The sequence below is a fragment of the Streptomyces sp. A0592 genome (assembly GCF_004795115.1).
Taxonomy (GTDB): domain Bacteria; phylum Actinomycetota; class Actinomycetes; order Streptomycetales; family Streptomycetaceae; genus Streptomyces; species Streptomyces erythrochromogenes.
Map to the genome: position 1 here is coordinate 34505 of NZ_SSBM01000004.1, position 14445 is coordinate 48949.

Genomic DNA, 14445 nt, shown 5'->3' on the forward strand with positions numbered 1-14445 from the left:
CCACAGCCGAACCGGTCGTGGAGGCGCATTGTCAGTGGCAGGCATTAGCGTCAATGGCGTGAAGCGATCGACTCAAGCAAACCGGGTGGAACCCATGGCAGGCACCGACCGCGAGAAGGCTCTCGACGCCGCGCTCGCACAGATTGAACGGCAATTCGGCAAGGGTGCGGTCATGCGCCTCGGCGACAAGCCGAACGACCCCATCGACGTCATCCCCACCGGGTCGACCGCGCTGGACATCGCCCTCGGTGTCGGCGGGCTGCCCCGCGGCCGCGTGGTCGAGGTGTACGGTCCGGAGTCCTCCGGCAAGACGACCCTGACCCTGCACGCCGTGGCCAACGCGCAGAAGGCCGGCGGCACCGTCGCCTTCGTGGATGCCGAGCACGCGCTCGACCCCGAGTACGCGAAGGCCCTCGGCGTCGACACCGACAACCTCATCCTGTCGCAGCCGGACACCGGTGAGCAGGCGCTGGAGATCGTGGACATGCTCGTCCGCTCCGGTGCCCTCGACCTGATCGTCATCGACTCCGTGGCGGCCCTCGTGCCGCGCGCCGAGATCGAGGGCGAGATGGGCGACTCGCACGTGGGTCTGCAGGCCCGTCTGATGAGCCAGGCGCTCCGGAAGATCACCGGTGCGCTCAACCAGTCCAAGACCACCGCGATCTTCATCAACCAGCTCCGCGAGAAGATCGGCGTGATGTTCGGCTCGCCGGAGACCACGACCGGTGGCCGCGCGCTGAAGTTCTACGCCTCGGTGCGCCTCGACATCCGCCGCATCGAGACCCTCAAGGACGGCACCGACGCGGTCGGCAACCGCACCCGCGTCAAGGTCGTCAAGAACAAGGTCGCGCCGCCCTTCAAGCAGGCCGAGTTCGACATCCTCTACGGCCAGGGCATCAGCCGCGAGGGCGGCCTGATCGACATGGGCGTGGAGCACGGCTTCATCCGCAAGGCCGGTGCCTGGTACACCTACGAGGGCGACCAGCTCGGCCAGGGCAAGGAGAACGCCCGCAACTTCCTCAAGGACAACCCCGATCTCGCGAACGAGATCGAGCGGAAGATCAAGGAGAAGCTGGGCGTGGGCGTCCGCAAGGACGGCGACGACGCGGCGGGCGCCACCGCCACTGCTGCCGCGCCCGCCGATGCCGGGGCAGTGCCCGCGCCGGCGTCGAAGGCCAAGACGACGGCCAAGGCCGCCGTGGCCAAGAGCTGACCCGTGCGCGAGCAGGAAGGGGGCGGCGGGAGCCGAGGAGGCCGTGAGGGCCGCCAGGAGCTGCCGCCCCAGAGCCCCGAGGAGCAGGCGCGGGCGATCTGTCTGCGCCTGCTCACGGGGAGCCCGCGCACCCGGCGCCAGCTCGCGGACGCCCTGCACAAGCGGGGCATCCCCGACGAGGTGTCGCAGGAGGTCCTCTCCCGGTACGAGGAGGTGGGCCTGATCGACGACGCGGCCTTCGCCGGAGCCTGGGTCGAGTCCCGCCACCGCGGCCGGGGCCTGGCCCGCCGGGCGCTCGCCCAGGAGCTCCGGACCAAAGGGGTGCACGCCACCCTCGTGGAGGAGGCCCTGGGACAGCTGGACTCCGACCAGGAGGAGCAGACGGCCCGTGAGCTCGTGGAGCGCAAGCTCCGCTCCACCCGGGGCCTGGAGCGGGACAAGCGGATCCGGCGCCTGGCCGGGATGCTCGCCCGCAAGGGGTACCCGGAGGGCATGGCCCTGAGAGTGGTCCGCCGCGCCCTGGAGGCGGAGGGCGAGGAAGCCGACGACCTCGGGTATCCGGGGGAGTGAGCCGCAGGGCCCGGGTGGGGGCAGCCCCCGGGCCGGGACGCCGGGCGACTGCGACTCCCCTGCCAAGGGGAGCACCGCGCACCAGAGTTGACGCCATGATGCTGCGTCACACCCTTCGTCGTCCTGCTGTGCGCGACCGCCCTCGCCACCGCCTGCGACCCTTCTCCACACGGGACTCCGCGGTAAGGACCCGCACCGGGCGCTGCGCAGCGGCCCCGCTCCTCGTCTCCGCCGACCCCGGGTCCGCGTACGGGCACGCCTGAAACTCCGCAGCGCCGGCGTGCCCCGGGCACGATCACTGCCGGGACGGATCCGGTACGACGGGGAGCCCGGCCGACTTCCACGCCTGGAAGCCCCCGGTCAGGTCCGTTGCCCGGTGCAGGCCCAGGGCGTGCAGCGAGGCCGCGGCGAGACTGGACGCGTAGCCCTCGTTGCAGATCACCACCACCTGCAGGTCGTGGCCCGTGGCCTCGGCGGCACGGTGGCTCCCCGTCGGATCCAGGCGCCATTCCAGCTCGTTGCGCTCGACCACCAGCGCCCCCGGGATCAGCCCGTCCCGCTCCCGCAGGGCCTGGTAGCGGATGTCCACCAGGAGGGCCCCGGCGTACGAGGCCTCGTACGCCTCCTGCGCGTCGACGCGGGTGTATCCCGCCCGGACGCCCTCCAGCAGCGCGTCGATACCGACCGGGGCGCTCACTGCCAGTCCGCCGGACGCTCGACGTGCTCCAGGTGCAGCACGGGACCGCTGCGGCTGTACCGGCGGATCAGCGGCAGCGGCGGGTAGTAGGCGTGCACCGAGACCGCGTGCTCGTCCGGGGACTCGTTGAGGACCTCGTGCACGTGGTGGCGCCCGAAGGCCCGACCGCCGCCCGCCGCGAGCGTGCGGCTGCGGTCGACGCCCGGCGCCAGCTCCAGCGACCGCCAGCCCTCCGAGGGCAGGCGTACGGCCAGCGAGCGCTCCGTGAGCCGGCCGCGGGCGGTGGCGAACGCGCCGAGGGATTCGGCGTGGTCGTGCCAGCCGGTGCCGGTGCCCGGAGGCCAGCCGATCAGCCAGGCCTCGCTGCCGCCGGGCCCGTCGAGGCGGATCCAGGTGCGGCCCTCGGGATCGAGCGGCAGCGAGGCCGTGATCTCGGGGTCGGCCGCGGTACGGAGGGCGAAGTCGAGGAGCTCGGTGGCCGTGGGGCCCCCGGCCCGTACGGGCTCAGGGGTGTACGCGGGTGCGGGTACAGACATGGAAGGTGACCGTTCCTGGGTTCGCGGAAATGCGCGCAGGCCGGCGGACGGCACGGGGCGCGCGGAGGAAAGGGCGAATCAGCAGGAAGGGCGACACACGCAGCCCGCGTAGCGGAGCAGGTCCATATGGACCCTCCGCCACAGGCGTACGTCGTTGCCGGTCATTTCGCGAGTCAACCACGCGGGCCCGCGCACGGTCAATCGATCACCACGGTCGGCGTCGGCTTCGGCTTCGTGGAGGGCGCGGGCACCCGGGACGCGGGAGCGCCGGCCCGGACGGCGTCCGCCGCCTCGTACAGCTCCGCCGGGCGGACCCCTGCGAAGGTCGCCGCCAGATGTCCGTCCGGCCGCACGAGCAGGACGGTGTGCGCCGGAGCGCCCGGGTAGCTGTCGGCGACCAGCAGGTCGGTGCGGACCGGCAGGGCGCTGACCGCGGCGGCCAGTCGGGGCATCAGCCCGGCGCCCAGCCAGTGGCGCCGGTCCCAGACCCCGGTGCCCGGGGCCACCAGGACCACCAGCAGCCGGCCCTGACCCAGCAGGTCGCGCAGCGGCACGGTCGCCCCGTCGGGCGCGGTGACCGGGACGTTCGCCACCGGACCGCCCGGTTCCGTGGCCGTCGGCACCTCGCGTACGGCGACGGGCGGGGCGTACGTCGGCTCCGCGCCCAGCGGCCCCCGGCCCAGGTGGCCGTCGGTGAGGAGGGCCTCGGCGGAACGCGAGGCCCCGGGAAGGTAGTTGCGCAGGCCGCCCCCGGACCGCAGGGTCGGCATCGCCTGGTCGGCCGCGCGCAGCCGGGAGGCCACCGCGGTGCGCCGTTCGCCCTCGTAGCTGTCGAGCAGGGCCTCGGAGGCCCCCTGGTGCCAGGCCAGGGAGAGCTTCCACGCCAGGTTCTCGGCGTCCCGGAGCCCCTCCTCGACCCCTTGGGTACCGAGTGCGCCCAGCAGGTGCGCGGCGTCGCCGGCGAGGAAGGCCCGCCCGTCGCGCCAGCGCCGGGCCAGCCTGTGGTGCAGGGTGTGCACGCCGGTGTCGAGCAGGTCGTACGGGGGAGTCGTGCCGCCGCACCACTGCGCGAGGGTGTCGCGGATCAGGGTGACCAGCGCGTCGGGCGTCACCAGCTCGCCGCGGGCCGGGAGCAGCCAGTCCAGCCGCCAGACCCCGTCGGGCAGCGGCCGAGAGGTGGCCTCGTGCGGGGCGCCGCGGTGCAGCAGGGCCTCGCCGGGCCAGGGCAGTTCGGTGCGCAGCGCGGCCACGGCGTGGCGCTCGACGGCGGTACGGCCCGGGAAGCGGATGCCGAGCAGCTTGCGCACCGTGGAGCGGGCTCCGTCGCAGCCGACCGCGTAACTCCCGCGCCACCAGGTGGTCTCGGCGCCCCGGGTGTGCGCGGTGACGCCCCGGTCGTCCTGCTCCAGGGAGTCCAGCCTGCTGTCCTGGACGAGCTGGATCAGGGGGTGGGCGGCGGCGGAGTCACGCAGTCCGCGCGCCAGCGCGTGCTGCGGGACGTGCAGGGGGGCCGGGTGGTCCTCGAAGGTGAGCCGGTGGGTGTCCCGGCTGCGCCGCATGGTGCGCCAGGCGGCGAAGTACGCGCCCTCGTCGCGCAGCGTCGTACAGCCCAGCCGGTGCGCCATGGCCGCCGTGTCCGCGTGCAGGACGACCGTACGGGCCGGCCGGGCCTCGTCCTTGCCCGGCCCTTCGTCGAGCACGACGGAGGGCACGCCCTGGCCGGCCAGGGCGAGGGCCAGAGACAGCCCGACGGGCCCCGCGCCGACGACGATCACCGGGTCCATGGCGCGGCTCCCGATGTCCGGTATGTGATCACAGAAGGTATGCAACCCATTGGAGGTGTCTGCGTCAAGTGACACCCGAGGGCGCAACGCAGCGTGGTGCGGCGGATGTGTTCCGCCGCACCACGCTGGACACGCACTATGACTGACCGTATGTCAGACCCCGGGGGGCGTCGGTCAGGCCGCCGTCAGGCTCCGGCCGCGGTGTTCGCCCCGGGGACCGGGTCGTCGACCTCTTCCGCGCCGAGCACCGCACCGGTGCTCTTCTTCGACCCCCGCAGTCGCTTCTCCAGCCGGGAGGCCAGGGTCGTCAGGGCGAAGTTGACCACGATGTAGATCAGGGCGATCACGAACATGGTCGCGATGGTGTTGCTGTAGTTCGCCGCGATCTGCCGGTTCATGGAGAGCAGTTCCGCGAAGCCCAGCAGGGCGCCGCCGAGCGCGGTGTCCTTGAGGATCACGACGAGCTGGCTGACCAGCGCCGGCAGCATGGCCGTGACGGCCTGCGGCAGCAGCACGTGGGTCATGGTCTGGCCCTTGCGCAGGCCGATCGCCTTCGCGGCCTCCGCCTGCCCCTTCGGGAGGGAGAGCACGCCCGCCCGGACGATCTCGGCGATGACGGCCGAGTTGTAGAGGACGAGGCCCGTGACCACGGCCCAGAACGGCCGGGTGTCGGAGGGGACGTCCATGAGCTGCGGTGCGTAGAGCGCGCTGCTGAACAGCATCAGCATCAGCACGGGGATGGCGCGGAAGAACTCCACCCACGCGCCGACCGCTGCCCGGACACCGGCGTGGTCGGACAGCCGGCCGATGCCGAGAAGGGCACCGAGCGGCAGCGCGATCACCATGGCGAGCGCGCCGGCCTTGAGGGTCTCCATCAGGCCGGGGAGCAGGTATGTGGTCCAGACCTGGCTGTCGGTGACGAAGGGGGTCCACTTGTCGGCGTCGAGCTGGCCCTTCTCACCCATGAGGGACAGGGCCCACCACAGGAAGAGCCCGAACAGGACGACGAAGATCCCGCTGTAGATCCAGTTGCGCACCTTGGCCCGGGGGCCGGGGGTGTCGTACAGCACGGAGCTCATCGCTTCACCGCCACTCGCTTGGACACCCAGCCCAGCAGCAGGCCGGTGGGCAGGGTCAGAAGGACGAAACCGAGGGCGAAGACCGCGAAGACGGCGAAGACGGCCTGGGCCTCGTTCTCCAGCATCTCCTTCATCAGCAGCGCCGCCTCGGCCACGCCGATGGTCGCGGCCACCGTGGTGTTCTTGGTGAGCGCGATCAGTACGTTGGCCAGCGGTGCGACGACCGCCCGGAAGGCCTGGGGGAGCACGATCAGGGTGAGCACCTGGAAGAAGCTCAGCCCCAGGGCGCGGGCCGCCTCGGCCTGGCCGACGGGCACGGTGTTGATGCCGGAGCGCAGGGCCTCACACACGAAGGTGCCGGTGTAGGCGATCAGCCCGAGCACCGCGAGCCGGAAGCCCGTCTCCTTGAACGTCTCGCCGCCCAGGCTGATGCCGAGGGTCTGGCTGAGGCCCAGCGAGCAGCCGATGACCACCAAGGTCAGCGGCGTGTTGCGCACCAGGTTGACGTACGCGGTACCGAAGCCGCGCAGCAGCGGGACCGGGCTGACCCGCATCCCCGCCAGGACGGTGCCCCAGATCAGGGACCCGACCGCCGAGTAGAGGGTGAGCTGAACCGTCACCCAGAAGGCTCCGAGCACGTCGTACTGCCCGGAATCAAGAAAATCGAACACGATGCCCTGCGCTCTCCCCAGGATGGCCGGTGAGGTGCGCCGCCGCCCGCGACGGGCGGGCGGCGACGCCCCTCACCGATGAATCAGCTGCCTTCGGTGATCTGCGGGGCAGGCTCGCTCTTGAAGTTGGCCGGGCCGAGGTTCTTGTCCACGGCCTTCTGCCAGCTGCCGTCCTCGACCATCTTCTTGAGCGCGGCGTTGATCTTGGTCTGGAGCTCCTTGTCGCCCTTCTTCAGACCGATGCCGTAGTTCTCGTTGCTCAGGTTCAGGCCGACCAGCTTGAACTTGCCCTTGTTCTTGTCCTGCGCGGCGTAGCCGGCCAGGATCGAGTTGTCCGTGGTCAGGGCATCCACGGCCTTGTTCTCCAGGCCGGTGAGGCACTCGGAGTAGCCGCCCTGCTCCAGCAGGTCGGCCTCGGGGGCCAGCTTGGTCTTGACGTTCTGCGCCGAGGTGGAGCCGGTGACCGAGCAGAGCTTCTTCTTGTTCAGGTCCTCGGCCTTGGTGATCGAGGTGTCGTCGGCGCGGACCAGCAGGTCCTGGTGCGCGAGGAAGTAGGGGCCGGCGAAGTCGACCTTCTCCTTGCGCTTGTCGTTGATCGAGTAGGTCGCGACCACGAACTTGACGTCGCCGTTGGAGATCAGGTTCTCGCGCTCGGCGCTGACGGCCTGCTTGAACTCGATCTGGTCGGGCTGGTAGCCGAGCTCCTTGGCGACGTAGGTCGCGACGTCGACGTCGAAGCCGGTGAACTTGCCGTCCGGGGTCTTCAGGCCCATGCCGGGCTGGTCGTACTTGATGCCGACGACGAGCTTGTCCTTGGCGCCACCGGACGCACCGCCGTCAGCGGCGGCGTCCTGCTTGCTGCCGCCACAGGCGGTCGCGGTCAGGGACAGGGCGACGGCGACGGCCGCGGCCGCAGCGGCCTTGGAGATCTTCATGGTGAACTTCCCTCGGATGAGACGTTGTTGAACGACGAGCGACGCTTACGGCGCACGCACGGCCGACAGGAACCGTTCCGGGAGTGATCCGCATACGGATGACTACCAGACGTAAACCTCAGTGGTGCAGGATCTTCGACAGGAAGTCCTTCGCCCGATCACTGCGCGGGTTGCTGAAGAACTGCTCGGGGGTGGCCTCTTCGACGATCTTTCCGTCGGCCATGAAGACGACCCGGTTCGCCGCGGAGCGGGCGAAGCCCATCTCGTGCGTGACGACGACCATGGTCATCCCCTCGCGGGCGAGCTGCTGCATGACCTCCAGCACCTCGTTGATCATCTCCGGGTCGAGGGCCGAGGTGGGCTCGTCGAAGAGCATCACCTTCGGCTCCATCGCCAGCGCCCGGGCGATCGCCACGCGCTGCTGCTGGCCGCCGGAGAGCTGCGCCGGGTACTTGTCGGCCTGCGTGCCGACGCCCACCCGCTCCAGCAGGGACACCGCCTTCGCGCGGGCCGTGGCCTGGTCGATCCCGCGGACCTTGAGCTGGCCCAGCATGACGTTCTCCAGCACCGTCTTGTGCGCGAAGAGGTTGAACGACTGGAACACCATGCCGACGTCGGCGCGCAGACGGGCGAGCTCCTTGCCCTCGGAGGGCAGCTCCTTGCCGTCGAGCGTGATGGTGCCCGAGTCGATGGTCTCCAGGCGGTTGATGGTCCGGCACAGCGTGGACTTGCCCGATCCCGAAGGACCGATCACCACGACCACCTCGCCGCGGGCAATGCTCAGATCGATGTCCTGAAGCACGTGCAGCGCGCCGAAGTGCTTGTTGACGTTGCTCAGCACGACCAGGTCGTCCGCGGTACCGGCCGCGTCCTGAACGTCCTTGGTCACTGATACTCCGCTCATCGGCTTCTAGCTCCGTCCTCCTCGGTTGGGAGGACAGTAGTGACGTCTCGCGCACAACGTCATCACATCTGAGGGAGAATTGAGCATAACGATCCGGCCTCCCCCGGATACGCTCCGTGCGCGGCACCGGTGTGGTCGATCATGTGCGCGTACCGGGTGCATAACGGAAGGCGCGCCGCGGCGGAACCCTCTTGACGTGGGACTCCGCATGGGCGTGGATGCAGGGTGGCCTTTTCTGCGGCCATGCGCGCGGCACTGACCGGCCCGCGGGAGTCGAGAGAAGAGGAGAGGGGGACGACATGAGACTGCTGCTCGTCGAGGACGACGACCACGTCGCCGCCGCCCTGTCCGCGATCCTCGCCCGGCACGGCTTCCAGGTCACCCACGCCCGCAACGGCGAAGAGGCCCTCCAGGCGCTGCTGCCCGCCGGCGCCCCGCCCTTCGGTGTGGTCCTGCTCGACCTCGGCCTGCCCGACCAGGACGGCTACGAGGTGTGCGGCAGGATCCGCAAGCGCACCGCCACGCCCGTCATCATGGTCACCGCGCGGGCCGACGTACGCTCGCGCATCCACGGCCTGAACATGGGCGCCGACGACTACGTCGTCAAGCCCTACGACACCGGCGAGCTCCTCGCCCGCATCCACGCCGTCGCCCGGCGCACCGGAGCCTCCGAGGAGGCGGCCGCCACCGGAACCGGTGCCCCCACCGTCGTCCGCCTCGGCCCCGTCAGCATCGAGCTGCCCACCCGCCGGGTCAGCGTGGACGGCACCGACGTACCCCTCACCCGCAAGGAGTTCGACCTGCTGGCCCTGCTCGCGCAGCGGCCCGGCGTCGTCTTCCGCCGCGAACAGATCATCAGCGAGGTGTGGCGCACCAGCTGGGAGGGGACCGGGCGCACCCTGGAGGTCCACGTCGCCTCGCTGCGCTCCAAGCTGCGCATGCCCGCCCTGATCGAGACCGTCCGAGGGGTGGGCTACCGGCTCGTCGCCCCGACCGCCCCCTAGGGAACCCCTGCTGTGCGCGCACGTCTGCTCCCGCTGCTCGTCATCCTGATGGCGGGCACGCTCCTCGCGCTCGGCTTCCCGCTCGCGGTGTCCCTCGCCGCCGGGCAGCAGCAGCGGGTCGTGGTCGACCGCATCGACGACAGCGCCCGCTTCGCCGCCCTCGCCCAGTTCGTCATCGACGCCCAGGGCTCCGGTTCCACCGGCGCCGACGCGCGCCGGGACCTGCTCCAGCTCGAACTCGCGCGCTACCAGGAGCTGTACGGCATCCGGGTCGGGGTCTTCCTCCGCGACGACCACGCCCTGGCGCGCTCCCCGGGCTGGTGGCAGCTCCCGCGGTCCGGTGAGGGCCACAAAGCCCTCCAAGAGGCGCTCGCCGGGCGGCGCAGCCACGACCCGCCGCAGGTGTGGCCCTGGCAGACCGACGGAAGGCTGCTCGTCGTCTCCCCGGTCGTCCTCGACGGCGACGTGGTCGCGGTCGTCGCCACCGAATCGCCGACCGACCTCATGCGCGGCCGGATCCTGAGGGGCTGGCTGCTCATCGCCGGCGGCCTCGCCGCCGCCATGCTGGTCGCCTTCGGCGCCGCCCTGCGGCTCACCAGCTGGGTGCTCAAGCCCGTACAGACCCTGGACGCCGCCGCCCACGGCATCGCCACCGGGCGGATGAACTCCCGTGTCGCGGCCGCCAGCGGTCCGCCGGAACTCCAGCGCCTCGCCCACTCGTTCAACGAGATGGCCGACAATGTCGAAGAGGCACTGGAGCAGCAGCGGGCGTTCGTCGCCGACGCCTCGCACCAGCTGCGCAACCCGCTGGCGGCGCTGCTCCTGCGCATCGAGCTGCTCGCCCTCGAACTGCCCGAGGGCAATGCGGAGATCGCCTCCGTCCGGACCGAGGGCAAGCGCCTGACCCAGGTCCTGGACGACCTCCTCGACCTCGCGCTGGCCGAGCACGCCTCCGCCGAGATCAGCCTCACCGACATCGGCGCGCTCACGGCGGAACGGGTCGCCGCCTGGCGCCCGTACGCCGAGGAGAAGGGCGTGCGGCTCACCGAGACGGGCCGGAGCGCCGTCACCGGCTGGGCCGATCCCATCGCCCTGTCCAGCGCGCTCGACGCCGTCATAGACAACGCCCTCAAGTTCACGCCCGCCGGTGAGGCGGTCGAGGTGTCGGTCTCGGCCGAGGGCCGCTCGGCCCGCGTCGTCGTCGCCGACCGCGGCCCCGGCCTCACGGAGGACGAGCTGCAGCGCGTCGGAGACCGGTTCTGGCGCAGCGGCCGCCACCAGAACATCAAGGGCTCGGGGCTCGGCCTGTCGATCTCCCGGACCCTGCTCGCCGCGGGCGGCGGGACCCTCTCCTACGAGACGAACCCGCCGCACGGGCTGCGGGTGACCGTGACCGTCCCGCGCACCGGCCCCGAAGCCCCCTGACCCCTGACCCTGGTGCCCTAGGCATCCCAGGGCAGGACCGCGCGGGCCGGCGCGGACGCCGCGTACAGCTCGTCGACGGCCCGTACCTCGAAGACGGCCGCCCGCTCCCGGCCTGCGCGCGGTACCTCGGGCAGGTAGAGGGATGTGCCGCAGGTCCCGCCGAGGAAGCGGCGGACGCCGTCGGGGAGCACCCGGTGCACCTCGTGGTGGCGCGGCCGCCCGCCCGTACCCGCCGCCCGCCAGGACAGGCGGAGCCAGGCCCTGCCGTCCTGGAAGGCCGCGGCGTCCACGGCCGCCGCGGTGGGCGGGGCCGGGCGCCGGGCGCCGGCGCCGTCGTGCACCGCCAGGGCGCCGAGCCGCCACACCACCGGCTCCCCCCCGGGCGCGGTGATCCGTACGGCCAGGGCGTACGCGGTCCTGCCCGCCAGCGGTGCGAGCGCGGCCCGTGCCGTACGCCAGCCCGCCCCGGCATCCGTGCTCCCGGCCCGCAGCCAGGCGTACGGGACCGGCCCGCCCGGGGCGGAGGGCTCGCGGGTGGCCACGCCGACCTCGACCGTGACCGGACCCGACCCCGTCGCGTGCACCAGCTCCACGACGCTCGCCCGGGTCAGCGGCAGCCGCGTGGAGTGCAGACCGACGGCGACCGGAGCCGTCAGGACGCCCGAGACCAGCAGGCTGGAGCCGCCGCGCCAGGCGTCCGCGAAGTCCAGGGTGACCGACGGACGCGTCCCGGCGGTGTCCACCACCCAGCGGCGGCCCGGCAGCCGGTCCTGGAGCCCGAGGTGGTTCCAGGGGGTGTCGGAGGCGACCCGGCCGTTCTCGTACCAGCGCAGTCCGTGTCCGGTGTTGAAGGAGCAGGCGAAGGGGAGCCCGCTGACGGTGGACCGGTCGGCGACGGCCGTCGCGGGAGCCCGCCAGGAGCTCTCCGGGGCGGGCCGCGACGGGTCCAGGGACTCACCCGTCCAGAACCGGTCGTCCGCGTGGTGGAAGGCCCCGGGGGAGCGGTCGGTGAGGTGGTTGCGGGTCCACTCGGGCCGGTAGAAGCCGTAGCTGACGACGTGGTCGCCTGTCCGCGGGACGATCGCGTCCCAGCGGACGTCGGCGTTCCAGCCCCGGGACTCCGTGTCCACGGCCGCCCACAGCTCGTGGCGGGAGCGGCCCAGCCGGTCGGCGAGCGCGCCCGAGGCGGCCAGCGTGTCCGGGGTCCAGCGGAAGTCCACGAACAGCGTGTCCGCGACCTTCCCGGCCCGGTCCTCGTAGAACTCCTGGTTCAGGGCGTTCAGGGCGCCCTGCCAGCCGACCCGGCCGGTGCTGTTCATGGCGTCGTACCAGGTGATCCGCAGGCCGTGCGGCTCGCCCGCCGCCCGCAGGGCCCGCAGGAACTCCCGCATCCGGGTGGCGAGGGCGCTGTCGCCGCCGTCGGTCTCGGCGTTGACGAACCAGCCGTCGAAGCCGTACGCGCACGCCACCCGGACGAGCTGCTCCGCCACGGGGAAGCGGCCGAGGGAGTCGCGCTGCACCAGGTCGCGGGTCCACCGCAGGTCACCGCCGTAGGCCACGGGCGGCAGGAACACGTTGCCCAGCACCCGGACCCCGTGGCGGTGGGCGGCGTCGACGACCGGTGCGTTCGGGGCCAGGACGATCCCCTCGCCGGCGGAGCCGCCCCAGAAGACCAGCTCGTCGATGTACGCCCAGTGCGTGAGCGCGTAGTAGTCGGCGGTGGGGGAGCCCTGCGAGGGGTTCCCGGCCGTCGGCGCGAAGGCCACGAGGGAGGCGATCCGGGCCTGGCCGGCGCGGGCGGTCCCGTTGGCCGGGACCGGGGTGAACCGATCGGCGAGCGGCACGGTCGCGGTGTTGTGGGCCAGATCGGGGTCGCCCTCGGGGGTCCACCGGCTGAGCGAGCGCCACACGATCCCGGGGCCCGGGGCGCCGGCCGGGAGGGAGTCCGGGAACCAGTAGGAGGCGTACGGGGCCAGGCCGCCCGGGGCGGGCCCGGACGCGGGCACCGACGGCCCGGCGGCGGGGGCGGCCGCCCGCGCGCGGCCGGCCACGCCCAGCAGCGCGGCGGCCCCGGCCCCGGCGGCCAGCACTCTGCGCCGGGTCGGGCGTAACCGGTCGGGCGGCGTACGGGGATCGACGCCGTGGCCGGTCTCGGTCTCGGTCTCGGACATGCGGGGCTCCTCACGAGGGGGGTCTGTGGCGGGGGCTGTCGGTGCGCAGCCGTTCGGTTCGGGTCACAGCACGTCGCGTACGCGCAGTACCTCGGTGATACCGCGCGCCGCCAGGTGGGCCGGGTCCTCGGCACGCTCCGCCGCCACCACCGCGGGGCGCACCCCCTGGGCCGTGAGCTCGGTCCAGGCGTCGAAGAAGGCACCGCCGGGGGCGCACACGGAACGACCGGGAGCGCGTTCCGCCCCGCCCACGTCCACGGCGAGCGCGGTGGAGCGCACAGCGGGCCGGTGCGCCCGTCCGCGCCACTCCTCGGCGATCCGGGCGAGGGCGGCGCCGGCCGGCTTGGGCCTGCCGTCGTTGGTGAGCAGGCCGAGGCCGTACTCCAGCTCCGGGAAGTCGGCCAGCTCCCGGGACACGTCGTGCGAGCACCACCAGGTCACGCCCCACAGGTCAGGGCAGTCCAGCGCGTTCACGACCGTGGCCCCGGTGAAACGTGCCGCCTCCTGCGGCCCGATCAGCGGCGCCGGGGCGCCGGCCTCCTGGAGCCACACCGGCCGGCGCGGGTCCGCAGCCCAGGCCTTGGAGAGCTCGATCAGGTACGCGGCGTGGTGCTCGGTCGCCGTGCCCCGGGCGCCGTGCCGCTGCGCGGTGCCGTCGAACACCCAGGAGTGGACGGCGGTGGCCCCGCCCAGCCCGGCTGCCTGGGCGGGGGTGAAGGGGTGGTCGTCCCGGTACCAGACGGCGTCGTACTCGGCGTGCAGGTGGAGGCGGCCGGGCGCCCCCCGCTCGCAGGCGGCGAGCATCCGCTCCAGCCAGTCGGCGGCCTGCGCCGGGGTGATGCGGTCGGGATCGGGGTGCGGGGCACCGGAGAACTGGTTGATCTCGTTGCCGACGGTCATGCCGAGGAAGTTCGGCCGGTCGGCGAGCGCGGCGGCGAGGGTGCGCAGGTACTCCTCCTGCCCGGCGACCACCTCGGGGTCGGTGAAGATATTGCGCCGGTGCCAGGTCCGGGTCCATGCGGGCAGGAAGTCGAAGCTCGACAAGTGCCCTTGCAGACCGTCCACGTTGACGTCGAGCCCGCGCTCGGCGGCCGCGTCCGCGAGCGCGACGAGCTGCTCCACGGCGCGCGGCCGGATCAGCGTGCGGTTCGGCTGGAAGACCGGCCACAGCGGGAACACGCGGACGTGGTCCAGCCCGAGCGCGGCGATCGCGTCGAGATCGGCCCTGACCGCGTCGAGGTCGAAGTCGAGCCAGTGGTGGAACCAGCCCTGGGCCGGCGTGTAGTTGGCACCGAAGCGGAGCGCGTGATCCTGCACAAGGCGTCCTGGGGTTCTGGAGTCTGCACGAATTCACCGGACGGCCCACAAACTGCCGGTGCGGATGCGGAAAGTCAACAGGGCCTCAAGGTCGCCTACTTATGCGCTTCAGTCCAGTCGCCGCAAGGGGTCTTTTCTG

13 protein-coding genes are annotated in these 14445 nt (G+C 72.4%); 4 read left to right on the top strand and 9 right to left on the bottom strand.

Going from position 1 to position 14445, the window contains the following annotated elements; all coding sequences use genetic code 11:
- The first annotated feature begins 94 nt into the window (after positions 1 to 94).
- Positions 95 to 1213: a recombinase RecA gene (gene recA / locus E6U81_RS07770; protein WP_136229357.1), complete on the top strand. Its 1119-nt coding sequence runs from the start codon at positions 95 to 97 to the stop codon at positions 1211 to 1213.
- A 3-nt stretch (positions 1214 to 1216) separates the two neighbouring features.
- Complete coding sequence (gene recX, locus E6U81_RS07775) at positions 1217 to 1783, top strand: recombination regulator RecX (protein WP_031146376.1); 567 nt, start codon at positions 1217 to 1219, stop codon at positions 1781 to 1783.
- A 295-nt stretch (positions 1784 to 2078) separates the two neighbouring features.
- Here the strand turns inward: recX and E6U81_RS07780 are convergent, their stop codons facing one another.
- The 7 genes from E6U81_RS07780 to E6U81_RS07810 all read right to left on the bottom strand — a co-directional run bounded on the left by E6U81_RS07780 (position 2079) and on the right by E6U81_RS07810 (position 8389).
- Positions 2079 to 2480 carry a rhodanese-like domain-containing protein gene (locus tag E6U81_RS07780; RefSeq protein WP_346766132.1) on the bottom strand — a complete coding sequence of 134 codons (402 nt, stop codon included), beginning with the start codon at positions 2478 to 2480 and terminating at the stop codon, positions 2079 to 2081.
- Entirely contained in the window at positions 2477 to 3016 is a 540-nt protein-coding gene (locus E6U81_RS07785) for a cysteine dioxygenase (RefSeq protein ID WP_136229359.1), read from the bottom strand. Before E6U81_RS07785 ends, E6U81_RS07780 begins: the two co-directional genes overlap by 4 nt.
- A 197-nt stretch (positions 3017 to 3213) precedes the next feature.
- Complete coding sequence (locus tag E6U81_RS07790) at positions 3214 to 4800, bottom strand: FAD-dependent monooxygenase (RefSeq protein WP_136229360.1); 1587 nt, start codon at positions 4798 to 4800, stop codon at positions 3214 to 3216.
- A 185-nt stretch (positions 4801 to 4985) separates the two neighbouring features.
- On the bottom strand, positions 4986 to 5879 hold the full coding sequence (locus E6U81_RS07795) for an amino acid ABC transporter permease (RefSeq protein ID WP_136229361.1): 894 nt from the start codon (positions 5877 to 5879) through the stop codon (positions 4986 to 4988).
- Positions 5876 to 6550, bottom strand: a complete 675-nt coding sequence (locus tag E6U81_RS07800; protein ID WP_136229362.1) for an amino acid ABC transporter permease — start codon at positions 6548 to 6550, stop codon at positions 5876 to 5878. Before E6U81_RS07800 ends, E6U81_RS07795 begins: the two co-directional genes overlap by 4 nt.
- Before the next feature lie 83 nt (positions 6551 to 6633).
- Positions 6634 to 7485, bottom strand: a complete 852-nt coding sequence (locus tag E6U81_RS07805) for a glutamate ABC transporter substrate-binding protein (protein WP_136229363.1) — start codon at positions 7483 to 7485, stop codon at positions 6634 to 6636.
- A gap of 118 nt (positions 7486 to 7603) precedes the next feature.
- Complete coding sequence (locus E6U81_RS07810; RefSeq protein ID WP_136229364.1) at positions 7604 to 8389, bottom strand: amino acid ABC transporter ATP-binding protein; 786 nt, start codon at positions 8387 to 8389, stop codon at positions 7604 to 7606.
- A 299-nt stretch (positions 8390 to 8688) separates the two neighbouring features.
- Here E6U81_RS07810 and E6U81_RS07815 point away from each other — a divergent pair, with 299 nt between their 5' ends.
- Positions 8689 to 9393: a response regulator transcription factor gene (locus E6U81_RS07815; protein WP_031146393.1), complete on the top strand. Its 705-nt coding sequence runs from the start codon at positions 8689 to 8691 to the stop codon at positions 9391 to 9393.
- A gap of 12 nt (positions 9394 to 9405) precedes the next feature.
- Positions 9406 to 10818, top strand: a complete 1413-nt coding sequence (locus tag E6U81_RS07820) for a HAMP domain-containing sensor histidine kinase (RefSeq protein ID WP_136229365.1) — start codon at positions 9406 to 9408, stop codon at positions 10816 to 10818.
- A gap of 17 nt (positions 10819 to 10835) precedes the next feature.
- Here the strand turns inward: E6U81_RS07820 and E6U81_RS07825 are convergent, their stop codons facing one another.
- Positions 10836 to 12989 carry an endo-beta-N-acetylglucosaminidase gene (locus tag E6U81_RS07825; protein ID WP_136229366.1) on the bottom strand — a complete coding sequence of 718 codons (2154 nt, stop codon included), beginning with the start codon at positions 12987 to 12989 and terminating at the stop codon, positions 10836 to 10838.
- Between the two features lie 63 nt (positions 12990 to 13052).
- Positions 13053 to 14306: a glycosyl hydrolase gene (locus tag E6U81_RS07830; RefSeq protein WP_136229367.1), complete on the bottom strand. Its 1254-nt coding sequence runs from the start codon at positions 14304 to 14306 to the stop codon at positions 13053 to 13055.
- Positions 14307 to 14445 lie beyond the last annotated feature (139 nt).